17 protein-coding genes are annotated in these 24,641 nt (G+C 49.8%); 15 read left to right on the top strand and 2 right to left on the bottom strand.

Annotation, left to right across the window (positions count from 1 at the left end; translation table 11 throughout):
• Positions 1 to 60 precede the first annotated feature (60 nt).
• From NSQ58_RS10990 to NSQ58_RS11000, 3 genes are all read left to right on the top strand, one after another.
• Positions 61 to 1,257, top strand: a complete 1,197-nt coding sequence (locus tag NSQ58_RS10990; protein WP_071558462.1) for an NAD(P)-dependent malic enzyme — start codon at positions 61 to 63, stop codon at positions 1,255 to 1,257.
• 179 nt (positions 1,258 to 1,436) lie between these two features.
• Entirely contained in the window at positions 1,437 to 1,811 is a 375-nt protein-coding gene (locus tag NSQ58_RS10995; protein ID WP_013311164.1) for a hypothetical protein, read from the top strand.
• A gap of 24 nt (positions 1,812 to 1,835) precedes the next feature.
• A complete protein-coding gene (locus NSQ58_RS11000; protein WP_023989507.1) occupies positions 1,836 to 2,021 on the top strand; it encodes a YfhD family protein in 186 nt (61 codons plus the stop codon).
• A gap of 85 nt (positions 2,022 to 2,106) precedes the next feature.
• Here NSQ58_RS11000 and NSQ58_RS11005 read toward each other — a convergent pair whose 3' ends face one another.
• Positions 2,107 to 2,526 carry a hypothetical protein gene (locus tag NSQ58_RS11005; protein WP_341057391.1) on the bottom strand — a complete coding sequence of 140 codons (420 nt, stop codon included), beginning with the start codon at positions 2,524 to 2,526 and terminating at the stop codon, positions 2,107 to 2,109.
• 195 nt (positions 2,527 to 2,721) lie between these two features.
• Here NSQ58_RS11005 and prmA point away from each other — a divergent pair, with 195 nt between their 5' ends.
• The 5 genes from prmA (at position 2,722) to NSQ58_RS11030 (ending at position 7,219) form a co-directional block, all read left to right on the top strand.
• A complete protein-coding gene (prmA, locus tag NSQ58_RS11010) occupies positions 2,722 to 3,687 on the top strand; it encodes a 50S ribosomal protein L11 methyltransferase (protein ID WP_341057392.1) in 966 nt (321 codons plus the stop codon).
• A gap of 2 nt (positions 3,688 to 3,689) precedes the next feature.
• On the top strand, positions 3,690 to 4,382 hold the full coding sequence (locus NSQ58_RS11015) for a site-2 protease family protein (protein ID WP_023989504.1): 693 nt from the start codon (positions 3,690 to 3,692) through the stop codon (positions 4,380 to 4,382).
• Positions 4,383 to 4,570: 188 nt separating this feature from the next.
• Positions 4,571 to 5,335, top strand: coding sequence for a 16S rRNA (uracil(1498)-N(3))-methyltransferase (locus tag NSQ58_RS11020; protein ID WP_023989503.1), 765 nt, complete (start codon positions 4,571 to 4,573; stop codon positions 5,333 to 5,335).
• Position 5,336: 1 nt separating this feature from the next.
• Positions 5,337 to 6,680 carry a tRNA (N(6)-L-threonylcarbamoyladenosine(37)-C(2))-methylthiotransferase MtaB gene (gene mtaB, locus NSQ58_RS11025; RefSeq protein ID WP_053325795.1) on the top strand — a complete coding sequence of 448 codons (1,344 nt, stop codon included), beginning with the start codon at positions 5,337 to 5,339 and terminating at the stop codon, positions 6,678 to 6,680.
• A 104-nt stretch (positions 6,681 to 6,784) separates the two neighbouring features.
• Positions 6,785 to 7,219, top strand: a complete 435-nt coding sequence (locus NSQ58_RS11030) for an NUDIX hydrolase (protein ID WP_053325794.1) — start codon at positions 6,785 to 6,787, stop codon at positions 7,217 to 7,219.
• On the opposite strand, the gene NSQ58_RS11035 is transcribed toward NSQ58_RS11030, so the two are convergent.
• Positions 7,209 to 8,231, bottom strand: a complete 1,023-nt coding sequence (locus tag NSQ58_RS11035) for a Na/Pi symporter (protein WP_160789763.1) — start codon at positions 8,229 to 8,231, stop codon at positions 7,209 to 7,211. The two genes, NSQ58_RS11030 and NSQ58_RS11035, sit on opposite strands and share 11 nt — an antisense overlap.
• Before the next feature lie 143 nt (positions 8,232 to 8,374).
• Between NSQ58_RS11035 and NSQ58_RS11040 the strand changes: the two genes are divergently transcribed.
• From NSQ58_RS11040 to NSQ58_RS11070, 7 genes are all read left to right on the top strand, one after another.
• Positions 8,375 to 9,754 (top strand): class I SAM-dependent rRNA methyltransferase, encoded by a 1,380-nt coding sequence (locus NSQ58_RS11040; protein WP_341057394.1) that lies wholly within the window; start codon positions 8,375 to 8,377, stop codon positions 9,752 to 9,754.
• A gap of 237 nt (positions 9,755 to 9,991) precedes the next feature.
• The gene (gene addB / locus NSQ58_RS11045; protein WP_341057395.1) at positions 9,992 to 13,558 is read left to right on the top strand and encodes a helicase-exonuclease AddAB subunit AddB; all 3,567 of its coding nucleotides are present in this window, start codon (positions 9,992 to 9,994) and stop codon (positions 13,556 to 13,558) included.
• Positions 13,555 to 17,574, top strand: coding sequence for a helicase-exonuclease AddAB subunit AddA (gene addA, locus NSQ58_RS11050; RefSeq protein ID WP_341057396.1), 4,020 nt, complete (start codon positions 13,555 to 13,557; stop codon positions 17,572 to 17,574). The genes addB and addA overlap by 4 nt, the downstream gene beginning before the upstream one ends.
• Before the next feature lie 28 nt (positions 17,575 to 17,602).
• Positions 17,603 to 18,787 (top strand): exonuclease SbcCD subunit D, encoded by a 1,185-nt coding sequence (locus NSQ58_RS11055; RefSeq protein ID WP_053325790.1) that lies wholly within the window; start codon positions 17,603 to 17,605, stop codon positions 18,785 to 18,787.
• The gene (locus NSQ58_RS11060) at positions 18,784 to 22,179 is read left to right on the top strand and encodes an SMC family ATPase (RefSeq protein ID WP_341057399.1); all 3,396 of its coding nucleotides are present in this window, start codon (positions 18,784 to 18,786) and stop codon (positions 22,177 to 22,179) included. Before NSQ58_RS11055 ends, NSQ58_RS11060 begins: the two co-directional genes overlap by 4 nt.
• A gap of 261 nt (positions 22,180 to 22,440) precedes the next feature.
• Entirely contained in the window at positions 22,441 to 22,851 is a 411-nt protein-coding gene (locus NSQ58_RS11065; protein WP_068942383.1) for a hypothetical protein, read from the top strand.
• Positions 22,852 to 23,179: 328 nt separating this feature from the next.
• Positions 23,180 to 24,523, top strand: coding sequence for an aminotransferase-like domain-containing protein (locus tag NSQ58_RS11070; protein ID WP_341057400.1), 1,344 nt, complete (start codon positions 23,180 to 23,182; stop codon positions 24,521 to 24,523).
• Positions 24,524 to 24,641 lie beyond the last annotated feature (118 nt).

A 24,641-nucleotide genomic window follows, 5' to 3' on the forward strand; every position in this document is an offset into this window, starting at 1 on the left:
AGTTTTATACACAGGACTGAGATTCATTCCAAATAGAGACATGGAAGGACGGAGAAAAATATGAGCAGTTTAATAGATGAAATTAGAGAATTACACGCAGGTGGCAAAATGGAGACCTTACCAAAGAAGCCAATTGAAACGATGGAGGGGCTGTCCAAAGTTTATACGCCGGGTGTAGCTGAAATCTGTATGGAAATCGCCAATGACCCAGCCAAAGCGTATCAATTAACAATCAAAAAGAATACAGTAGCAGTCGTATCAGACGGAACTGCGGTACTTGGATTAGGAGATATCGGACCGGAGGCCGCTATGCCTGTGATGGAGGGTAAAGCAGTGTTGTTCAAACAATTTGCAGGTGTTGACGCCTTCCCGATCTGTCTCAACACGAAGGACGCTGATGAAATTGTTCAAATTGTCAAAATGATTGCTCCTGCCTTTGGCGGCATTAATTTGGAAGATATATCTTCGCCACGCTGTTTTGAAATCGAGAGACGGTTGAAGCAGGAACTGGACATTCCAGTATTTCATGATGATCAGCATGGTACGGCAGTCGTTGTATTAGCGGGTCTGGTCAATGCATTAAAGGTATGTGGCAAAAAAATGGAGGATGTCAAAGTTGTATTTGCAGGGATCGGTGCGGCGGGTATGGCCTGCTCCCGTATGCTGCTTAAGGCAGGTGTACGCAATCTGATTGGCGTTGATCGACAGGGAGCTATTCATCGTGACGTGGAGTACAGTAACCCGCATTGGACAGAGTATGCGAACATGACTAATCCGCACAATTTAAGTGGAAGTTTATCCGATGTGATTGTGGGAGCTGATGTATTCATCGGTGTGTCAGGCCCGAATATACTGACTGTGGAGGATATACAGAGCATGGCAACTGATCCTATCGTGTTCGCCATGGCGAATCCGAAGCCGGAAATTGATCCGGTTGTAGCCGCACCTCATGTACGTGTGCTTGCTACTGGCCGCTCCGATTTTCCAAATCAGATTAACAATGTGCTGTGCTTCCCGGGAATTTTCCGGGGTGCTCTAGATTGCCATGCTACGACGATTAATGAGGAAATGAAACTGGCTGCCGGACTTGCCATCGCTGATGCGATCTGTCCTGAGGAGCTAAGTGAAACTTATATCATACCGAATGTTTTTAATCCGAAGGTGGTTCAAAAGGTACGGGATGCTGTCATTCGTGCTGCATGGGAGACAGGAGTGGCCAAGTCAGGTGAAGCTCCGGCTGCTACTTTACACCCGTAAAAGTTATATTCTTCACAAACTATGGTTCACAGTCTTGGCCTGCTGTTCTCGATACCGCCTGATCCGTCTAGCCTTCGTAGGGAATATAAAATCGTGCCAATGAGCAGGATATAACAAAGCGTAACGCTCTATGCTCTTGAAGAGCAGTTGCGCTCAATACTACACAGGGAGATTTTGAGATGGGCGAAAAAAATATTTTGGCGTATTTCAAAAGTCCTGAGGAAGCACAGGGAGCCGCTAGAAAACTGGAAGCTCTCCGGGTAGCCGATGTGTCGATAGACCGATTTAGCCGGTATCCGCGGCAGTCTACTGGCAACGCCGGATTGCCTGTATTTTCAGGACAGATTAGCAGCTTGTCCTCACTGACACAGGGCGTGGACTTTACAGATGCAACTCCAGCAATACTGGCTGCAGCTGATCCGTCCGCCAGTGGCATGAGTGATGGAGGACAGGGCGGACCGACGGGCCGTGATATTTTGTTGACTGCTGTGGTGGATGAATCCATTCATCATCAGGCGATGTCCATCGTGGAACAAGCGGGTGGAATGCTGTGAAAAGTTTGGAAGGAGTAGTGACCGATGTCCAAAAACAAACGGTTTGATAAAGTGCTGACCAAAACGGAGAAAATCAAACGCATGCAATCTGCTAAAAATGAAGATGTAGAGTTCTCGGCAGATCAGGCAGATGCTGAGGATCTAGAAGCGATCCGGCGTAGCGAAGTAGCTGACCGTCGTCAGCAGCGTATCATAATCGACAATGAGTAGAATTTAATAAGACGGGTTATCTCCATTAATAAGGATGATTTGTGGGATAGCCCGTCTTATTTGTGTTCTTTCCTTTTTCTATTCATTATCCGCTGTATGCTGTTGCACTAAAAACAAGAGGACCGGCGACGAAAGCAGTAGTCGCAGGCGTTTGATTTTCAATAATCAGTTGGTAGTTTTGTACGCCCAGAGGCGCAACGTCTACCGTTTCGACATTAAGAATAATATTGTTATCGAAGACATTGGATTCCAGTCCGTAATAAATTTCCTTGCCGGCTCTCCAAATCCGTACAAGCACTCTAATGTTGCCGGTACCGACAAAACGTAGTCCAATCGAGGCTTTTAACTCTACTCGGTTGTTGACAGCTCCAGAAATAGCAGGATCAATAAATACAGACGTCGTAGCAATTCCAAGTCCGGCTGGAGAAATCGGAACAGGAAGATTTATACCATTAGTGATAGGTGTAATAACACTGGCATTATAATCTAACACCGTCTTTGCCATACTAAATCACTCCTTTTCTAGTATATTGTATTGTATGTACTAGAGTTAAGGGTGCTTGGACTAAAAGAGTGGACAATATATACAAGCTCTACAAAAAATATTTTGAACTTCGATAATATTAGCTTTTTTGAACTCCTGTGCATGTATATAGTACAATGTAATGTATGCATGTGAAATGAGGAGGAAATGAAAACCATGTTGTGGAATGAAATTACAATACATACAACCGAAGAAGCCATCGAAATGATTTCGAATTTTCTGCACGAAGCAGGTGCAGGAGGGGTTTCCATTGAAGAATCCGGTTCGCTCAACAAGCCGCGGGATACGTCCTATGGACAGTGGTATGATCGGCCTTTGAACGACATACCTGAAGGACAAGCGATCATCAAAGGCTATTTTGCCGAAGAAGTGGACATGGAAAGTATTCGTTCGCAGATTGAGCCGCGCGTCGAAGAATTGAGAATTTTCGATATTGATCCTGGTGAGGTTCAGTATGAGCTGAAAACAGTTGATGAGGATGACTGGGCAAATGCTTGGAAGCAATATTTCAAGCCTTTGCGTGTGTCGGACCGTCTGACGATTAAACCCACTTGGGAAGACTATGAGCCTGCGAGTGAAGAGGAAAAAATCATTGAGCTGGACCCTGGTATGGCCTTTGGGACCGGAACGCATCCTACGACATCCCTTTGTCTGAGAACGCTGGAGTCTGTGATTAAGGGTGGAGAAGAAGTTATTGATGTCGGCACGGGTTCCGGTATTTTGGCCATTGGAGCTGTAAAGCTGGGAGCGAAGCATGTACTTGCCTTGGATTTGGACCCGGTGGCAGTATCCAGTGCGCGGGAAAATACGCGTTTGAACGGACTGGAGGAACGCATCACCATTAAAGAAAGTGATTTGCTATCCGTGCTTAATGCAAGCGATCCAACGCTGGGTATCCAGTTACCGGTCAAGCTAGTGGTAGCTAATATATTGGCAGAGATTATTCTGCTGTTCATTGATGATGTATATAAAGCCCTGGAACCAGGTGGTATTTATATTGCTTCAGGGATTTGGAAGAACAAAGAAGAGGTTGTCGAAACTGCTTTGAAAGCAGCTGGCTTTGAGATTGCCGAAATAAGCCGGGATGAAGATTGGCTGGCGTTTGTGGCGAGAAAGAGGTAAGTATGGATTTTCTACAAAATATTTTTCGTGTAAATTTAAATGTTCTTCCCTTTTATTTACTGGCTGTGATCATATCGTTCACGGTTCATGAGTTTGCACATGCGTATTATGCCAATAAATTTGGTGACCCTACGGCCAAGCTACTTGGGCGCGTGACTTTAAATCCGGCAGTGCATATTGACCTGCTGGGTACGCTGCTGCTGTTGATCGGAGGCTTTGGCTGGGCCAAGCCAGTTCCGGTTAATCGTGACAATTTTAGCCGTCCGCGCCTCATGGGCATTATCGTATCGGCTGCGGGTCCGCTGAGCAATCTGCTGCTTGCATTTGTTACTACTTTGATCTATGCCGTGCTCCTTCATTTTCAAGTATTGCCGGGGATGGAGAACCAACGGGTAGCTCAAGCAATCTATTTGTTTATCAATGCTCTGATCAATTTAAATCTATTTTTGTTTATCTTTAATTTGATCCCACTGCCTCCACTGGATGGATACCGGATTGTGGAAGATGTGGCCCCCACTCCTGTACGCCGTAAGCTTCAGCAATTTGAACAGTGGTCGATCTTTATTTTTCTGCTTATCCTGGTCATTCCGCAGGTTCGAGCTGTAACAATTGAACCTCTTTACACGCTGGCCCAGATGATTTATATACAGTTTTTGCAGTTCTCTTTTTATATCACTGGATTGTTTGGAGCCTAAGGGCTCCTTTTTTTACGAGAATAGGTAGGTATAACCTGAATAGAAGAGGGAACAGACTGGTCATACAGGCGCAAAAGATGATATGATGTTGCTTGGTGATTTATTCGGATTTTGTACGGAACGTTAGTGGATAACAGTTATTTTTAGAATGAGGATTTTGCAAAATCCAGGAATAGGTGTGAGAGAGAATGCAGCGTTATTTTATTCCGGCAGAGCAATTTCTAGAAGATCACGTGATTGTCGCGGGTGAGGACGCGCGGCATATCGCTAAAGTCATGCGGGGCCGTAGTGGTGACAAAATTATAGTTAGTGACGGGATATCTAGGGAAGCGCTGGCTGCATTGGATACGATTGAGCAGGATCATGTTACGGCGACGATTATTGAGCCGCTGAAGATGACCTCTGAACCGCATGTGCAGGTCACTATCGCTCAGAGTCTTCCTAAAGGAGACAAGATGGAGACGGTGATGCAAAAATGTACAGAAATCGGAGCAACCGGGTTTGTACCGTTTTTGTCCGAGCGTACGGTCGTGCAGTATGATGCCAAAAAAGAAGGCAAGCGACTGGAGCGTTGGCGCAAGATTGTGAAGGAAGCGGCTGAACAAAGCCACCGTAACCGGATTCCAGAAATTAGCGCGCCCATGACGTGGAAAGAACTTCTGGCTTCTTTTGCTGGGTATGATTTGATATGTTATTGTTATGAAAAAGAGCAGGGTAAACAGCTACGGGATGTAATCCAGCCTTTGGCAGGACAATGGGCGTCGACGGACATGCCGCGTGTTCTGCTGGTGGTAGGCCCGGAAGGCGGCTTTACTGAAGCGGAAAGCCTGGAGGCCGAGCAGGCCGGGGCACAGTCTACAGGACTGGGAAGACGTATTTTGCGTGCGGAGACCGCAGGAATGGCTGCATTGGCATGCATTTTATATGAGACAGGAGAAATGGGAGGGGTTTAATATGCCGTCAGTGGCATTTTACACATTGGGCTGTAAGGTAAACTTTTATGATACAGAAGCGATCTGGCAGCTGTTTAAAAATGAAGGTTATGAACAGGTGGACTTTGATGAGCAGACTGCTGATGTCTATCTTATCAATACATGTACCGTTACGAATACCGGTGATAAAAAGAGTCGTCAGATTATTCGCCGCGCGATTCGCCGGAATCCAGATGCCATTGTGGCAGTGACGGGCTGCTACGCCCAAACTTCTCCTGCCGAAATTATGGATATTCCTGGCGTTGATCTCGTTATCGGGACTCAGGATCGAGACAAAATCATTCCGTTCGTACAGGAAATTCAAGAAACGCGTCAACCGGTGAACGCCGTGCGCAATATTATGAAAACGCGTGTATTTGAGGAAATGGATGTGCCTGATTTTGCTAATCATACTCGGGCCTTTTTGAAAATTCAGGATGGGTGCAATAACTTCTGTACCTTCTGCATCATTCCGTGGTCGCGGGGTCTATCCCGTAGTCGTGATGCTGCGAGTATTATTGCACAGGCGCGTCAACTGGTACACGCAGGCTACAAGGAAATTGTACTCACAGGTATCCACACTGGCGGTTATGGTGACGACATGGATAATTATGACCTATCTGATCTGTTGTGGGATCTGGAGAAGGTGGAAGGGCTGGAGCGTATCCGTATCAGTTCGATTGAAGCCAGCCAGATTGATGAAAAAATGCTTGATGTACTGAACCGTTCCACCAAGCTGGTTCGTCATTTTCACATACCGCTTCAGGCGGGGGACGACACCGTGTTGAAACGGATGCGTCGCAAGTACACCACAGAAGAGTTTTATAACAAAATGCTTATGATTCGCAAAGCAATGCCGGATGTAGCGATTACAACGGATGTGATTGTCGGCTTCCCTGGGGAGACGGATGAAATGTTCCGCAATGGCTATGAGCTGATGAAAAAAATCGGTTTTTCGGAAATGCACGTGTTCCCATACTCCAAGCGCAGTGGAACTCCTGCGGCGCGTATGGAGGATCAGGTGGACGAAGACGTGAAAAATGCACGAGTGCATGAGCTGATACAACTGTCAGAGCAAATGCAACTGGCGTATGCTGAGAAGTTTGTAGGTCAGGTGCTGGAGGTCATTCCGGAAGTTGCGCCGAAAGGGACCGAAGATAGCGGCATACTCCATGGATATAGTGACAATTATATTCAACTGGCGTTTGAAGGTACTGAGGATCTGGTTGGCAAGGTATGCCGCGTGAAGCTGACGAAGGCAGGTATTAATGAAAGTGAGGGCCAATTGGTCCGCGTACTAGAGAATGGGCTGCAAACAGCTCTGTAAGAACAAAAAAAGCCTGAATAGGCAATAGAGATGGCAAACAAGGATTTCGCCTTTCCTTACAGAGAGGACGGAATCCTTGTTGCGCAAGGAAGGGAGATTACAGGATGGCAGCAAAAAAGGAAATTTCCGCAGGCGGCGTTGTGTTTCGCAAACAGGGGGAGCAGCTTGAAATTCAGCTCATTACTGACCGATATGGTAAGGTATCCTTGGCTAAAGGGAAAATGGAGTTGGGAGAAACAATCGAACAGACGGCTTTACGTGAAATTCGCGAGGAAACAGGGTTGAACGGGCGGATTATCCAGCATGTAGATATGATTGCTTATACGTATCAGCATCCAGAATTTGGGGAAGTAGATAAAGAAGTACACTATTATCTCGTAGAGGCACTGGATGGGGTTTTACAGGCACAGATCGAAGAAATTAAAGGAGTTGCGTGGCATACGCCTGAGGAAGCATGGCGTCTCCAGCGCCAGGGTGGATATGACAATAATGATGTCATTTTAAGCAAGGCGCTGTCCATGCTAGGAATTAACGTTTGATTCTGTCGGGAGATATACGATCCTCTAAACGCGTCCACACAGGTAGATAGCAGAGAGGCAAAACCAGCAGAGAGCTAATAACGTTAAACAGAGTTTGGGCATGGGCTACCTTGGCTCCGGGCTCGGTAGATATCCAGGCAGCGGCCATCTCCAGACCAGGGATCAACGGCATAAAGAGCAAGGCTCCGCCTACGTTCAGCAGCACGTGGGACCAGGCCACAAATTTGCCGGACACGCTGCCGCCAACAGCGGCAATCAGGGCGGTTACGCAGGTGCCTACATTGGAGCCGATGACGATGGCGATCCCCACATCGGCTGGCAAGGCTCCCGCAGCGGCAAGGCTAATCGCCATGCCAATGACGGCTGCGCTACTGTGAACCAGCGCGGTCAGACAGGCTCCAGCAGCGAAGGCCCACCACATGTTGGCCGCAGCGTGATCAAGAAACCAGCGGAATAGTCCGGCCTGCTCAATCCAGGGGCCGACTGTTTGCATTACGCGGATACCTGCCAGAATCAGCGAAAATCCAGCAAAGACGAGGCTGATATATTGTACAGCCTGCGGACGGCTAAGCCCATTGGAGCCGGGTGAAGCTCCAGCGGACGCATACTGGCGACTGGGGACAGCTTCACCCCACAGGACGGCAGTGCTCCAGCATAGCAGTGAGCCGCACAGCAGCGGAACAGCCAGCATGCCAAGCTGGAGCCCCATCAGCTCAGTGGTCAGGCAGGTGCCGATATTGGTGCCGAGAATGATGCCGAGCGTGCGGCCGTAGGTCAACAGCCCGGCGTTGACCAGTCCGATCGTCAGCACCGTTACGGCGGTGCTGCTTTGCAGCAGGGCCGTAATGCCTGAGCTGAACAGCATGCCCCGCCAAGGTGAAACTGTGGCGCGGTTCAGCCAGCGGGTGAGGAAGGGACCGGCCAAATGCCGGAGGGCTGCTTCCATCAGCTTCATCCCGCCCAAAAAAATAAACAGCCCGCCGCACAGTGGGAGTATAACATGTATAAACACGGGCATAGCCCCCTTTTCTAGGTGAAAATACTTATGTAACAGCCTATGATCTGTCGGGGACAGCCATGACAAGCATGGCTGAGCTCTTTTTTACGGAACGATATTAAGGACTTTGAGTAATCCAAGAATGGGAGTGAAGGATTTTGCCTTCAGTAATATTAGAACGCAGCCGTAAAAAAAGGCTGGAGCACGCACACCCTTGGGTGTTTAAAAACGAAATAGCCAAGATCGAAGGGGACCCAGAGGCAGGCGATTTGGTCAGTATCGTTAACCATCAGGGGCGTTATTTGGCGACAGGTTACTATAATCCAGCTTCACAAATTACAGTGCGTGTGATGTCCTACGAGCCGCTGGAAGCAATGGATCAAAACTTTTTTGCCCAACGCTTTCGCAAATGTCTGGAGCACCGCGAACGTTTTGTGACCGGGGGAAACGCTTATCGGTTGGTGTACGGCGAGGCTGATTTTTTGCCTGGACTGATTGTAGATCGATTTGGTGATGTGTTAGTCGTGCAGTTGTTAACGCTTGGCATGGATCGGCGCAGGGAGGAAATCAGGGATGCGCTCGTTGAAGTAGTGGGTCCTGCTGGTATATATGAGCGAAGTGATGTATCCATCCGTGAGCTGGAAGGATTGGAACAAACGAAGGGTCCTTTGTACGGTGATTGTCCGCGTCATGTGGTAGTGACGGAAAATGGCCTGCAAATCAAGGTTGATATTGTAGAGGGCCAGAAGACGGGTTATTTCTTTGACCAGCGTGAAAATCGTGCGGCCATAGCACCGTTGATGACAGGTTGGGGAGCACGTAGTGGAATTACGCTACAAGAAGTAGCTGCAGACTCAGGGGATGCGGGCACAACGGTCATGAAGCCAGTGAATAAAAGTGGTAAGGTTGTTGAATTCCCATTCTGGGATGGCGCAACCGTATTGGAATGTTTTTCGCACACGGGAAGCTTTACGCTCAATGCATGTAAACATGGTGCTAAAAAAGTAACTTGTCTTGATATTTCTGAGCATGCGATTGAAAGTGCGCGGGATAATGTCAAGCTGAACGGTTTTGAGGAACGCGTCGAGTTTGTCGTCGACGATGCTTTTCAATATTTGCGCAATCAAGTGAAAGGTGTAGAGGAACGCAATGCACGAGCCGGGGGCAAAGGAGATACATCCAAGCCGCTGACAGCAGGTGGCGGACGCACCTTTGACGTGGTCATTCTTGATCCGCCAGCCTTTGCCAAAACGAAGAACGCTGTCAAAGGAGCTACACGTGGATATAAAGATATCAACCTGCACGGGATGAAGCTGGTCAATGAGGGCGGCTATCTGGTGACTGCGAGCTGCTCGTTCCATATGCGGCCAGAGTTGTTTTTAGATACCATTAAGGAAGCGGCGGCAGATGCCGGCAAAATCCTTCGTCTGGTAGACTGGAGAGCGGCTGGTAAGGACCATCCTCAAATTTTGGGTGTGGAGGAAGGCCATTACTTGAAATTCGCCATCTTTGAGGTGCGCAGCCGGACACAGCTGTAGGTTTCATACAAGGTCAAAGTCAATCGCCTTTTTGGTGATTAAATAGGTAAAATAGACTCGTTTAGGTATAAATCAGTCCTGTAGAGAAGGCATGCACCAAGCCAATCTGCGGGACTGATTTGTTTTTTTAGAGGGAGGAAGAATTGCTACAACATGGCAAACGTACGTTCTTTTCTCCCTTGCCTGATATGCTATACTGTTTAATAGAATGTTGTTCGTTGGAAAGGAGGCCGCATCATGTCGGTTCGCTTGTTGATTGGCCGCTCTGGGAGTGGTAAAAGTACGTTAATCCGCAATGAAATGACGTCTATGTTACGCGAGGAGCCGCTAGGTAAGCCTATGCTGTTACTTGTACCGGAGCAATCGTCATTTGCTTCTGAGCATGCGTTACTTACAGAAGCCGGAAACGGTATTCAGGGGTCGGTGCGCGCCCAAGTGATGGGATTTCATCGTCTTGCCTATTTAGTTATGCAGGAAACCGGGGGTTCAGCACTGGTGCCTGTAACGGAAGAAGGCAAGAAGATGCTTTTATATAAAATTATTCGTCGTCGCAAGGATGAACTGAGTTTGTTTAAGGATTCGGGAGACCAGCTCGGCTTTGTGGATCGGTTGAATACATTGTTTACGGAGCTAAAGCAGTATGGAAATGATACTCGGTCTGTACCGGAGCAACTGGAGCGAATGAACGCTGCTGGAGAGTCAACTCCGATTTTGCGCGGCAAGCTCAAAGATATCAGTCTAATCTATGAGGATTTTGAACGAGAGCTGACGCTTAAATATATTGACGGTGAAGATACGCTGCGCATGCTGGCAGAACAGATTGCTGAGTCTTCCCTTGTGCGTGGGGCAGATATTTGGATGGATGGCTACCGCAGGTTTACACCACATGAATACAAGGTGGTGGAGCAGCTTATGCTGCACGCTTCTTCGTTGACGGTGGCGCTGACTTGCAACCGCAGCTACGAGAGCGGACAGCTTCCGCATGAGCTGGATTTGTTTCATCCCTCAGCGGCTACGTATGTAAAGCTCAAAGGAATGGCAGACGAGCTGATGATAGAGACGCAGACACAATTACTGCGCCCTGATCCGCTGCCGAGATTTAAGGAGCGTCCGGCGTTGGCGTATTTGGAGGCTAACTTTGAACATCGTACAGGGTTACGGAATCAGGAACAATGGATGCGGCTGCAGCAGCTACGAGAGCAGTGGACAGAAGAACAGCCGGAAGGCATAAAACTGTACACTGCGGCTAATCGCCGTGCAGAGCTGGAAGGGGCTGTACGCGAAATGCGTCGTCTGGTCCGAGATGAGGGCGCTCGTTATCGGGAGATGGCCCTGTTTGTACGTCATATTGAAGATTATGAGCCCTGGGTGGAACCGATATTCAAACAATATGAGGTTCCAGTATTTCTGGATCAGCGGAGAAGTGTTTTGCATCATCCCTTAGTGGAATTGATTCGGGCTTCGCTGGATATCGTGCAGCGTCGTTGGCGATATGAGGATGTATTCCGTGCGGTCAAAACAGACCTTCTCCTGCCGCTGGATGGTCGGGTAAGTCGTGAGGAGATGGACCGTTTGGAAAACTATGTACTAGCCTGCGGAATACAAGGCAGCCGTTGGACAGACGGTCGCCCGTGGCAGGCTGTGCCCAGCTTGTCACTGGAGCTGGAGGAGCAGGAACGGAGCCGTCAACGGGATGAAACGTTGGATTTGATGGAACTGTGCCGGGATGTGATCGTGACGCCTTTACGTGCGTTTGAGAAACGTGTCGGCAAGGCACGAACTGCACTTGAGAAGTGTGAAGCGGTATATCTGTTACTGGAGGATGCAGAAATCGGCCACAAGCTGGACGCCTTCATTCATCAGGCAGAGGAAGCAGGAAAACCTGAGCAGGCGAAGGAGCATCGTCAAGTATGGGATGCGGTGCTTGAACTACTGGATCAAATTGTCGAAATGATGGGTGATGAGAGGCTGGATACCTCTTTGTTTGCGGGTGTGCTGGAAACGGGATTGGCTGAGTTCCGTATGGGACTTGTTCCGCCAGCTCTGGATCAGGTTCTAGTCGGAAACACGGACCGTACACGTGTGTCCGGTATTCAACATGCCTTTGTACTAGGTATGAACGAAGGTGTGATGCCGGCTGTGTTCCATGAGGACGGTGTGCTGAATGAGCAGGAGCGTACGGCATTAAACGAACGAGGCGTAGAGCTGGCGCCGGATATGACAAGACGTCTGTTGGACGAACGTTTTCTCGCTTATACGGCCCTTACCTCAGCCGGTAAAAGCCTGTGGATGAGCTATGCAGTGACTGATGAAGAAGGGAAGTCGTTGCTGCCGTCTGAGTTAGTACGACATGTGCGGCACCTGTTTCCTAGTCTGGACGAGCGTCCACTGGCTGGATACCCTTTGCCTGGGGATGCTTGGACGACGCAATGGGAGTATGCTTCTCATCCGTCCGAGGCTTTACCGCAGCTCATTGCGCAATTACGGCATTGGCGACGTGGCGGTGACATTTTATCTCCTTGGTGGGAGGTATATAACTGGTATGCAAGCCAGCAAGGGCGTGAGAAAGACAAGCTGCGTCAGCTGTTGACCTCACTTTTTTACGAGAACCATGCCGAAATGCAGAAAGAAACGAGCCGCCGTCTGTACGGCAGCAAGCTGCGTACCAGCGTATCTCGTATGGAACGTTTTGTGGCATGTCCATTTTCGCACTTTGCCTCTCACGGTCTTCGTTTGAAGGAACGTCAAATGTATCGCCTGAAGGCCCCGGATATCGGACAATTATTCCATGCAGCGCTTGGAGAGATGGCGATCAATTTGCGTAAACGCAATGTCAGCTGGGGCAGTCTCAGCACGGAGGAATGCCGCCAAGAGGCGGAAAGTACAGTGGAGCGTTTGGCTCCTCGTCTGCAAGGCGAGATTTTAATGAGTTCCAAGCGGTATGGCTACATTTTGCGTAAATTGAAAGACATCGTGAGCCGTGCCTCGTTGATTTTAGGTGAACATGCGCGAAGAGGTAGCTTTGAGCCGATTGGGCTGGAGTTGGACTTTGGGCCGGGTCAGCAGCTTCCTCCGTTAAGCTTCCGGTTAGATAACGGCGTTGTGATGGAAATTGTCGGACGGATTGACCGTGTAGATGTGGCAGAGGGAGAAAAGGGGTTACTTTTGCGTGTCATCGATTACAAATCTAGCCAAAAGGATCTCAAGCTGCATGAAGTGTACTATGGCCTGTCCTTGCAGATGCTCACCTACCTGGATGTGCTGCTGAATGCGGCGGAGGAATGGTTGGGCGAGACGGCTTATCCAGCGGGTACACTGTATTTTCACGTCCACAATCCGATGTTGCAGTCGCCTAACGGTCTTAGCGCAGAACAGGCCCGTCAGGAGCTTTTAAAACGTTTTAAGATGAAGGGATTATTGCTCGCGGATCGGGATGTAGTTGGGCAAATGGATACAGCATTGGACAAGGGATATTCCTCTATTTTACCTGTTGCGGTGAAAGCAGACGGCAGTTTTTATAGCAGTGCTTCGGTTGCTTCGCCGGAACAGTGGGACAGCCTGCTAGCTTCGGTACGTCATAATATCCGGACGATTGGCACACGGATGACAGAGGGCGATGTGGCCATTGAACCTTATCGTATCCAGCAAGAGACGGCTTGTACCTTCTGTTCTTTTAAGCCTGTTTGTCAATTTGACGACAGTCTGGACGGTAGTGGCTACAATCAATGGGGTAAACCCGGTAAGGATCAGATCTGGAATCTGCTGGGTCATACACAGGAAGGGAAAGGAGGAATGGACCAATGATAGGCACGTCAAACACTAAAGGCATGCCGAAGCCGGAAGGCAGTATGTGGAGTGATGACCAGTGGCGTGCAATTTCGGAATCTGGTAATAACATGCTGGTCGCGGCAGCGGCAGGGTCTGGTAAAACAGCGGTGCTCGTAGAGCGTATTATTCGTAAAATCGTCGATCCCCAGCTCGGCTTCAGTGTGGATCGGTTACTGGTAGCGACCTTTACGAAGGCAGCCGCCGCCGAAATGCGTCAACGGATACGCGAAGCGTTGGAACGTGTACTGGAGCAGGAACCGGAAAGTGAGCATGTACGCCGCCAGCTATCGTTGCTGAATCGGGCCTCGATTACGACGCTTCACTCATTTTGTATGGAGGTCATCCGCAGGCATTATCAGGCCATTCCCCTTGATCCCGGTTTTCGGATTATGAATGAGCATGAGACAGAATTGCTGCGTCAGGAGCTTCTAGAAGAACTGTTTGAGGAGAAATATGAGGCTCATGATGAAGGCAGTACATTCCGCAGACTGGTCGACTGGTTTAGTGGAGAACGCACCGATGATGCAATGTACGTGCTTGTTCAGCGGCTGTATGATTTTTCTCAAAGTCATCCGTGGCCAGAACATTGGCTGCGGGAGACAGCGGCAGCATTTCGTGTACAGGATGTAGCCGCTTTGGGAGAGACTCCCTGGGTTCGCAGCATTTTGGCGGATGCTGCACTTTCATTGCGTGGAGCAGCGAGCTTGCTGGAACAGGCGCATGAAACAGCTATGCAGCCCGGCGGTCCTGCACCTTATGCCGTGACGCTGCAAGAGGATGCGGCGATGGTGAAGGGATTGTTACAGGAGCTGGAGACACAGCCGTGGGCATCTCTATATGATCATTTTCAGACAGCTTCCTTCGGTAAGCTCAAGCCCGTCAAAAAAGATCAGACCGAGCCTGCATTGCAGGAACGGGTTAAAACGCTGCGTGAAGCAGCCAAAAAAATGATTACAGATATGAAGGCTTCCCTGTTTGGCAGGAGAGCAGAAGCCTATTGGGAGGAGCTGCACGCCGCGGCTCCGCTGATGGACGAATTGATAGAAACCGTGATTGTATTCGGGGAACGATTTCAACATCACAAGCAGTCAAAAGGGCTGGTGGACTTCGGGGATTTGGAACATTACTGTCTGAAAATATTACGACATCCCGATTCTACTCCGTACAAGCTACTACCTTCCGACGCTGCGCTCGAATACAAGGCGCAATTCGACGAGGTGCTGCTGGATGAGTATCAGGATACGAATACCGTACAGGAAGATATCGTCAGGCTGGTATCACGGGAGGAACCGGGTAACCGTTTTATGGTGGGCGACGTGAAACAGAGTATTTATCGGTTTCGGCTGGCGGAGCCGGGTCTGTTTTTGAATAAGTATCAACGGTACGGCATGCAGGAGCAGGAAGATGGCTTATTAATTGATCTGGCGCGTAATTTCCGCAGTCGGGAGGAAGTTGTCGATGCGGTCAATTTGGTGTTCCGCCAGATTATGAGTGTGGATGTGGCGGAAATTGAGTACGATGAACGAGCATGGCTGGTACACGGCGCATCCTATCCCGACCAGTCGGATCAAGACCCTGCATCTGTATATGCACCTGAGCTGCTGTTAGTTGATAAGGGTGGACATGGTCTTTCTGAGGCTTCGGAGCTGTCCGAAACGGGGGACGAATCTGCTTTACAGGAAAGTGAGCTGGCTGAGCTTGTGGAGTTAGAAACGGCACAGTTAGAGGCTCGTGCGATCGCGCAACGGATTAAAGAACTGACCGGAGACACTGGACAACCACTGTTGATTTACGACAGAGGATTAAAAGCGATGCGTCCGGCAGTCTACGGTGATATCGTCATTTTGCTTCGTTCCGCAAGCGTGTGGGCCCCCCTAATTGTGGAGGAACTGCGGCTTGAGGGCATTCCGGCCTCCGGGGAGCAGACGACAGGCTTTTTTAAAGCAACGGAAGTTGAGGTAATGTTGTCTCTGCTGCACATTATTGATAATCCGCAGCAGGATATCCCGCTTGCATCAGTGCTTCGTTCGCCGATTGTCGGCTTGACCGAAGATGAACTGGCACAAATTCGGTTGGAGAAGCCGGATGGATTGTTTTATGGCGCATTGCTGGCGGCGGCTGAGGCTGACCCACTGGAAGAAAGCGAAAAAGGGATTTCAGCTGAGATCATGGAGTTGGATATTTTCCCAGAGGACTCTTTATCTTCATCTGACTTTGGTAATAGAAATGACGGGAATACGTTGTCTGCCCGACTACGTTCATTTTTGCGTAATTTGGAAGCCTGGCGGCATGAAGCCAGACAAGGCAGCTTAAGTGCATTGATTTGGAATGTGCTGGAGGAAACAGGATATCTGGATTGGGTCGGTGGACTGCCTGGCGGCTCACAGCGCCAAAGCAATTTGCGGGCGCTATATGACCGAGCGAGACAGTATGAGACTTCTACGTCCAACCGAGGATTGTTCCGATTTCTGACCTTCATTTCCCGTCTACGGGAGCGAGGCGGTGATTTAGGATCAATTAGCGGAGGGACTGAACCCGATCAGGCTGTCCGCATTATGACCATTCATAAAAGTAAAGGACTTGAATTCCCTATCGTGTTTATTGCCGGGACAGCAAAAATGTTCAATCAACAGGATCTCAATGCGCCGTTTCTTATGCACAAGGAGTTGGGGTTTGGTCCTAAATATGTGGAGGAACAAAATCGTGTCAGCTACCCTACGCTGCCTAATTTAGCGATCCGCCGACGCTCACAGCTGGAGCTATTGGCTGAGGAAATGCGGGTGTTATACGTGGCGCTTACACGTCCGCGCGAAAAGCTGATTATGACCGGAACCGTGAAGGATCTCGCTTCGCGCGCAGCGGGTTGGGCACGTGCCAAAGAACATACGGAAATTGTCTTACCAGACTATATGCTGGCGGCAGGCCGCAGCTATCTGGACTGGGTAGGTCCCGCTTTGATTCGGCATCCTTCTGCTACTTTGTTGAGGGAAGCCGCAGGTGATCAGGATGGGTACTATCACAGGCTGGAACATATGCCGGGAACAGACTGGTTATTTAAAATCGTGGCCTCGGAAACACTTTCCGGCTCTCGTGTGAACTCAGATCATGAGGAAGAGGTGTCGGGAGAAGAGCGCCAAAAGAAGACAGAAGCACTGAGAAATGCGGAGGTAATCGACTTGAACGAAGAGAGTGAAACGGATATTGAAGCTGCTCTTTCCTGGATTTATCCGTATGAACGGGCTGGCAAGACGGCAGCCAATACATCGGTTACTGAGATGAAAAGATGGCTGGAAATGCAGGAGATGGGTTCGGACGATTGGCTGAATCTATCTACCTCCCTACTAGCAGAGTTACCGGAGGATCGGGAGGATTCTCACACTGGGGGAAGTCAATTACACTTGCGCAGACCTAAGTTTATGGGGAATCAGCGTCTGACTCCAACGGAACGAGGAACAGTCTATCATACGTTGATGCTGCATTTGCCACTAGATGGGGGGATGAGCGCCGAAGTTATTGAGGAAACCAAGGCTCGTTTGCTCAATCAGCGTATGTTATTGGATGTTCATGCAGAGGCGCTAGATACGGATAAAATATTACGCTTTTTCACTAGTGAGCTGGGTAGCAGAATGCTGGGAGCATCCCATGTTCAAAGAGAGCTTCCGTTCACTTATACCATGCGGGCAACCGATTACTGGAACCACAGCTTACCATCGATGTCACCAGGACAAGAAACAGATTCGGAAGGTAGACAGGACGGCGATAAGGTGCTGATGAACGGGATTATTGACTGTCTATTTGAAACTCCTGAAGGACTCGTACTGGTAGATTATAAAACAGATCGGATATCTGAATATCGTACACTGTCCCATTTAACAGACCAATATCGATTTCAATTGGAGCTGTATGCCCGTGTGATCGAAGAGATTACAGGCAAAAAGGTTGCTGAGAAGTGGCTGTATTTTTTAGAAGCTGGAGAGAGTGTACGGCTGTAGTTATATAGATAGGGAGAGGAGGAATAGCATGCGGATTTTGCATACAGGTGATTGGCATTTGGGCCGCACGTTGGAAGGACGCAGCCGTTTAAAGGAGCAGGAGGCGTTTTTGGAAGAATTGGCGAAAATGGCTGACGATCAGCAGGCCGATTTGATTATGATGGCTGGAGACGTATACGACTCAGTCAATCCATCGGCCGCAGCCGAGCAATTGTTTTATGAAACGTCTGCCCGTCTTACGGCTGGAGGAAGACCACTAGTCGTCATTGCGGGCAATCATGATCAGCCGGAAAGGGTATCCTCGGTCACACCGCTGGTGAGCGGGCGCGGAATTACATTGCTGGGACTGCCCCATGGGGAAGCGGTACGCGTTCATACACCGCGAACGGGTGAAATGGCATGCATTGCAGCCTTGCCATATCCCTCCGAGTCTCGTCTGAACGAGCTATTGTCTGAAGACGGAGATGAAACAGTATTGCGCGAGGCATACAGCCGCCGTGTGGGCTTGCTGATGTCACAGCTGGGTACAGCATTTCGGCCTGACACCGTTAATTTGTCGATGAGCCATATTTATGTGCTCGGCGGGCTGGAATCGGACTCGGAACGTCCGATTCAGGTCGGGGGGGCGTATACCGTAGATCCGTCTGCTTTGAGCATTGGGGCACAGTATACGGCTCTAGGACATTTGCATCGTCCCCAATATGTGAAGGGAGACGGGCTGATGCGTTACAGTGGCTCGCCGCTGGCTTATAGCTTTTCCGAAGCCGGACAAGCCAAATCGGTTACGTTAATTGACGTGGTTGCTGGCAAGCCTGCTCAGGTCGAGGAACTGTATATTACCAGTGGACGCCCATTAGTGAGGTGGCGTGCACGGGGAGGTCTGGAGGAAGTATATCGCTGGCTGGACGAAGGACTGGATGCCGATGCCTTTATTGATCTGGAAATTACGCTGGATGAAGCGATGTCGATGGGAGATATTCAGCGGCTGCGCAAAAGCCGTGAAGGCATCATTCATATTCGCCCAATGTATCCAGAAATGGCTGCCGCACAGCTGGAGCACCAACGATCAGAACTGCCAGTGCATGAGTTGTTCCGGGCATTCTATCAGCGGCAGACAGGTGGAGCACAGCCAGATGACGGATTAGTGCAGTTGTTTCTGGAACTGGTGGAACAGGATGATGCAAGAGAGCACGCTGAGGAGGATGACGCATGAAACCAATCCTTCTAAAACTGGCGGGGTTGCAAAGCTACCGGGAGTCACAGGAAATTCGCTTTGACGATTTGACCGAAACTGGACTGTTTGGAATTTTTGGTCCAACGGGTAGTGGAAAATCAACGCTGCTGGATGCCATTACGTTGGCTATGTACGGTAAAGTGGAGCGGGCAGTGAATGGTACACAAGGCATTATGAATCATGCTGAGGATACGTTGTCTGTTGCGTTTACGTTTGAATTAATGTCAGCTCAAGGGCCTCGTCGTTACCGTGTAGAACGACGTTTCAAACGTGCTGGAGGCGTATCGGTTAATAATACGCTTAGCCGTTTTATTGCGTTAACAGAGGATGGCGAGGAAGTGCTTGCCGATAAGGTGCAGGATGTGACGCGCTGTGTAGAGGAGTATATCGGCCTGAAAATGGACGATTTTACACGAGCTGTTGTATTGCCGCAGGGAAAGTTTGCGGAATTCTTGTCCTTAAAAGGTAGTGAACGTAGACAGATGCTACAGCGTTTATTCCATCTGGAGAAGTACGGAGATCAACTTGCACAGAAGCTAAGCCGTCGTGTGAAAGATAACGATAGCGCACTGAAAGCGTTAGAGGCGGAGCAGCAAGGGCTGGGGGATGCGAGTGCTGAAGCGCTTGAACATGTAGAGTTGCGTCTCAAAGAGGCGATTGCCAATGCAGAAGCTTCGCGTCGCGAGCTAGAGCGTGTCTCACGTGAATCGGAGGCGCTAAACAAAACCCGTGAGCTGGTCATCGAGCTCAGCCAAAGATCGAACGAGCTGGAGCAGTTGGCAGCACAGGAGCCGGGCATTGCTTTGCTGGAGCGCAAGCTTCGACAAGCAACTGCAGCCGAGGCATTGCTGCCTGCGCTGACGGATTGGAAGGAAGCCATTGCTGAAGCGGAAAAACGGCAAAAGACTGCCGAAGAAATGGAAGTCCTGGCCGCTACCGCGCAGGAGGCTGCGCTTGTGTCTGCGCAAGCAGATGAGCAGGCCCGGCAAGCACTCAGTGCCGAAGAACCGAAGCTATTGCTTCGGATCGACCAACTAGAGCAGGCGCTTCAACTGGAGCGTGATACGGAAGCGTTGCGGACCGAACGGGAACGTCTGGCGGCCGAGCTTGTGCAAAGCGAACAAACCCTTGCTGAACATGCAGAAGGACTCGCAAAGGAACAAGAGCTACAGACGCGAGGCTTGAAGCGACAGCAAGAGCTTCAACAGGAGCTAAAGCAAAATGAAGTGCGGGCAGATGAGCGGCGTATGCTGCAAGAGGCTGTGCAACGGCTGCAACAGCTGGAAGTCGCGAATGAGCAATTGCGTGAAGCTGAACTGGAGTACACCGCTCAGGAGAATCGGCTTGCGCAAGCTGACGAACGTTTACAGCTGACGGACCAGGAGACACAGGAGACAGAGGCACGGCGTTCTGCCCTTGCTGCACAGGCAGCTGATGGCATTGAGGCATTGCTGACGTTGGAGGCAGAGATCACCGTCGATATGTCGTCACTGGCCTCCGAGGAAGAGCAACTGCGCCACGAGCTCCGTGCCGAGGAGCTGGGCCGTCTTGCTCAGCATCTCGCTGCCGAGTTGCGCGAAGGCGAGCCGTGCGCAGTGTGCGGCTCGTTGCATCACCCCGCGCCTGCCGTCGTCGCGGCGCATAGCGCGGATGCCGCTGCGCCAGATGAGCTGCACCGCCTGCGGCTTGGTTTGCAGGAGCTGCGCCTCACACTGCGCCAGCAGCTGCACGAGCAGCGCAGCTTGCTGGCCCAGCCCGCCACCGCAGACAGCGGCGCTGCCGCCACGGGCGAGCCTTTCACGCCTGCGGCAGCGCCAGCAGAGCCGCGCGGTGCCGCCGCTTGGGCGGAGCGCTGCACGGCGCTGGATCGTGCTGCGGCAGAGCTAGCCGCACGTGCGCATATGCTGTCTGCCGAGGCACAGGCGCTGCGCGAGGCAGACGCGGCCGGACAGCAGCGGCGTATCCGTGCTGCCGCCGAGCAGGAGGCAGCAGCTGCAGCGCTGACGCAGGCACGCAGCAAGCGCGAGGCATGCACCACGCGCAGCGAGGGGCTGCGCGCCGAATGGGCGGTGCAGCTAATGGATGTCGCTCCGAGCGAAGCTGCAGAGCGTTACCGCGCCATGCAGGAGCGCGACGGGCGTGCGGAAGAGCTGCGGTCCCGGCTGGAGACGAGTGTGACCTTCCTCGAAGGAAAGGCGGCGCGTGTTCAACAGATACAGCAGAGTATCATCGAGGAGGACAAAATCATTATTGCCCGCCGTACAGGGCTCCAAAGCAAAGATGATTCGCTTCGTGAAAAGCTAGCACAGCTCCGAAAGTGGGTTGGAGATGGCCAAGCGGCTTCATTGCTGGAAGAAGCGACCTCGCGACTGTTGGGACTTAAAAACGGAGCCGAAGCCGCGGCACGCCGCCGTACCGAAGCGGAAGAACGCAAGCAGCAAGCCGTTCATGCTTCACTGATTGCCCGGCAGGCCTCCGACTCGGCAGAAGAAAGACGGCAGATGGCAGAGTCCCGTTGGGGCAGCCGTCTGGAAGCATCCTCCTTCGCTACGGAAGCAGAGGTTATGGAATGCTGCCTGGGACCGGAAGAAGCCGCACGCTATGAGCGTGAAGTGAGTTTGCATCGAGAACGGGAAAAAGAGCTGTCTTCCCGATTAAAACATGTCAAAGAGCAGCTGAATGGAACAACGGTAACAGAGGAACAGTGGGAAACGGCCACTACACAGCTACGTGATTGCCGTGCACGCGATGAAGAGGCGCTTCAGAATCGCGCCAAGGCTGAGCGTGATTTAGAGGACTTGCAGCATCGGCACGTCCGCTGGATGGAGCTGGAGTCCAATCGTATACATTTGCGTAGCGAAGCGGAAAAAATGTCCAAGCTCCAGTCTGTTTTTCGTGGCAATGCCTTTGTTGAATATATTGCCGAGGAGCAGCTCATGCAGGTCAGTCAGTCGGCTTCACGCCGCCTGCGTTTTCTGACCAAGCAGCGTTACGCGCTAGAGGTAGATTCCAGCGGTGGATTTGTCATTAGTGACGATGCCAACGGTGGGGTCAAACGTCCGGTATCGACCTTGTCTGGTGGCGAAACGTTCCTGACCTCCTTGTCGCTTGCGCTTGCGCTGTCGGCTCAAATTCAATTGCGGGGCCAATACCCTCTGCAATTTTTCTTTCTGGATGAAGGCTTTGGAACGTTGGACCCTGAGCTGCTTGACACAGTGATCACCTCACTGGAAAAGCTGCACCATGATCAATTGTCTGTTGGTGTGATTAGTCATGTGCCTGAACTACGGGCCCGTCTTCCGCGCAAGCTAGTTGTTCTGCCAGCAGAGCAGGCTGGAGGCGGCTCACGTGTGGTTATGGAAACTTTTTGAAGCAATGTGATACAGGTCACAGATACAGTTTCAAACTATTGTTATAATACAGCCAAGCCGACAAGTTAATCATACAGCACCCCGGCGGACGTATGCTGCGGAAGAAATCTTCCCATCATACGTCCGTTCAGAGGGGCTCTGCCAAGAGCTCCCGGGGTGCTTCTTTTTTTTGCAAGCCGGAATTCGCCCAATTTGATGTAGCAAATAGCCCGTTTTTGAATAACATACGGTATACATGCAAGAGCCTAGGAGGAAACAACCATGGAAAAAAGCATGACAACCGAAAAAGTTACAGCACCGGAACAGACGGATGCTAAAACACTATGTCAAAAGCATATGCATCGTTATGTATGCGTATGGGTGAAGGACGGGACAATGTATGACGGCATTGTAGAGCATGTGGATGATGAAAAGATATACTTAGCCGTTCCTATGGGTGGAGACGAGATGGAGAATGTCAATGTTAATCTCCCATATCCGCCTAATAATTGTGGCTGCGGCTCCCGTGCTTATGGTGGCTATGCGTCTTATCCTCCGTATCCGTACCCGTACCCGTACCCGTATCCAGCACCCGCTTATGCATATGGGTTCCCATACGGACGCCGTCGCTTTAATCGTTTGATTCTGCCACTTGCAGCGTTGACAGCGATTAGCTTGCTGCCTTATTACTAATCCTATTTTCTTAGTCGTCAGACATAGTGAATTCCTGCTCTCTCCCGCCTACAGTTCTTGTGCAGTACAAGTGACTTTAAGGCGCATCCATACATTATCACCATGCAAGGCTGCTTCTTCCATTATGAAGAAACAGCCTCTTTTTCACGTAAAACATCCCGAATATGATTCAATGATTGAAACTGTATTAGTACAGTTCAATGAAATGAGGTATCCTGTTTATTCATAAACCATGGTAACATCTAGCGTGTAAAGAAACATAAGACGGAATAAGCATGTAATGAAATGAGCATGTAATGAGTATGTAAAGAGCAGGTGGGAGGATATTGTGAAAAAATACATTTCAATTTTATTGGATATAGAACTTAAAATTCGCGAGGGACAATATAAATCAGGTTACAAGTTGCCGTCGGTCCGTGAGGCTTCTGAATTATACAGGTGCAGCAAAAGCACGATTCTGCGGGCATATGCTGAACTTGAAAAGAAACACGCCATCTATTCCATACCGCAAAGTGGATACTATGTAGTGGAAAATTCGGGCGATTTACACCATAGCCATATTCAAGACTCCGTTGATTTTGCTTCGGCCTCCCCGGATTTGAATGTATTCCCTTATCTGGATTTCCAACATTGTTTGAATCAGGCTATTGACACCTACAAATATCATCTGTTCACTTATGGCGATTCGCAAGGGCTGGAAACACTGCGTCATACGTTGGTTTCCCATTTGGCTGATACTCAGGTGTTTGCAAAAATGGATCGGATTATCGTTACTTCGGGTGTTCAGCAGGCATTGGAGATACTCGCTAAAATGCCGTTTCCCAATGGCAAAGAAAAGGTTTTGGTCGAGCAGCCAAGTTACGATATATATTTGCGTTTTCTGGAGGAAGAGAACATACCCGTCAGTACCATCGTCCGGACAGCGGAAGGTATGGATTTTCACGAATTGGAGAATCAATTTAAGAACGAGAGCATCAAGTTTTTTTATACCATGTCAAGATATCATAATCCATTAGGAGTCTCTTACAACACAGAGGAGCGAAAAGCGATAGCTGCCTTAGCCGCCAAATATGATGTGTACATCGTAGAAGATGACTATATGGCAGATTTGGGGGCCGATCATCTTTTTGATCCCATTTATGCATACGACCAGACGCACCATGTTATTTATTTGAAAAGCTTCTCGAAAATCATTTTTCCCGGTTTGCGATTAGGAGTTGCGGTATTGCCAGAAGTCCTATTGAAGACGTTTAACACTTATAAAAGATATGTCGACACATCTATTTTGTCTCAGGCGGCGCTTGATATTTATATTAAAAATGGAATGTATGAACGCCACAAGCACACGATATATAAACTGTATTCGGAGCGCGTTCGTGCTCTTAACAAGGCTGTGGAACGATACAATCAGGCCGGATACGTTCAGACTTCAGCTGTAACTTCAGGAGTTTATATGCAGTTTAAACTGCCTCGGACGGTGAATTTGGAACGCTTGGTACAGTGTCTTTCCGCGAGGAACATCCAGGTTGTAGCTGGCAAAGGCTTTTATTTATCAGGCTATAGGGAACAAGAGAAATTTTTGCGCATAAGTATTTCGCGCGCACAGTTGGATCAAATTGATGCAGGGGTGAGAGCTATTATAGAGGAAGTTAGTAAGGGAAACTGGTATTAAGACCCTTTTTCCGTTATGATACATAAAGAAACATAAGTATAACCAAACATGGCTGTATATGTTTCTATTCAGTGTGGGAAATACATAACTTTGAATGCCGAGAGCAAGGGCTGTTTTT

It is taken from the genome of Paenibacillus sp. FSL M7-0134, from assembly GCF_038007865.1.
In the GTDB taxonomy this organism is placed as follows: Bacteria; Bacillota; Bacilli; order Paenibacillales; family Paenibacillaceae; genus Paenibacillus; species Paenibacillus polymyxa_B.

Coding starts and splice junctions, on each gene's coding strand:
- NSQ58_RS10990 (WP_071558462.1), top strand. CDS start 61: ATGAGCAGTTTAATAGATGAAATTAGAGAATTACACGCAGGTGGCAAA.
- NSQ58_RS10995 (WP_013311164.1), top strand. CDS start 1,437: ATGGGCGAAAAAAATATTTTGGCGTATTTCAAAAGTCCTGAGGAAGCA.
- NSQ58_RS11000 (WP_023989507.1), top strand. CDS start 1,836: ATGTCCAAAAACAAACGGTTTGATAAAGTGCTGACCAAAACGGAGAAA.
- NSQ58_RS11005 (WP_341057391.1), bottom strand. CDS start 2,526: ATGGCAAAGACGGTGTTAGATTATAATGCCAGTGTTATTACACCTATC.
- prmA (WP_341057392.1), top strand. CDS start 2,722: ATGTTGTGGAATGAAATTACAATACATACAACCGAAGAAGCCATCGAA.
- NSQ58_RS11015 (WP_023989504.1), top strand. CDS start 3,690: ATGGATTTTCTACAAAATATTTTTCGTGTAAATTTAAATGTTCTTCCC.
- NSQ58_RS11020 (WP_023989503.1), top strand. CDS start 4,571: ATGCAGCGTTATTTTATTCCGGCAGAGCAATTTCTAGAAGATCACGTG.
- mtaB (WP_053325795.1), top strand. CDS start 5,337: ATGCCGTCAGTGGCATTTTACACATTGGGCTGTAAGGTAAACTTTTAT.
- NSQ58_RS11030 (WP_053325794.1), top strand. CDS start 6,785: ATGGCAGCAAAAAAGGAAATTTCCGCAGGCGGCGTTGTGTTTCGCAAA.
- addB (WP_341057395.1), top strand. CDS start 9,992: ATGTCGGTTCGCTTGTTGATTGGCCGCTCTGGGAGTGGTAAAAGTACG.
- addA (WP_341057396.1), top strand. CDS start 13,555: ATGATAGGCACGTCAAACACTAAAGGCATGCCGAAGCCGGAAGGCAGT.
- NSQ58_RS11055 (WP_053325790.1), top strand. CDS start 17,603: ATGCGGATTTTGCATACAGGTGATTGGCATTTGGGCCGCACGTTGGAA.
- NSQ58_RS11060 (WP_341057399.1), top strand. CDS start 18,784: ATGAAACCAATCCTTCTAAAACTGGCGGGGTTGCAAAGCTACCGGGAG.
- NSQ58_RS11065 (WP_068942383.1), top strand. CDS start 22,441: ATGGAAAAAAGCATGACAACCGAAAAAGTTACAGCACCGGAACAGACG.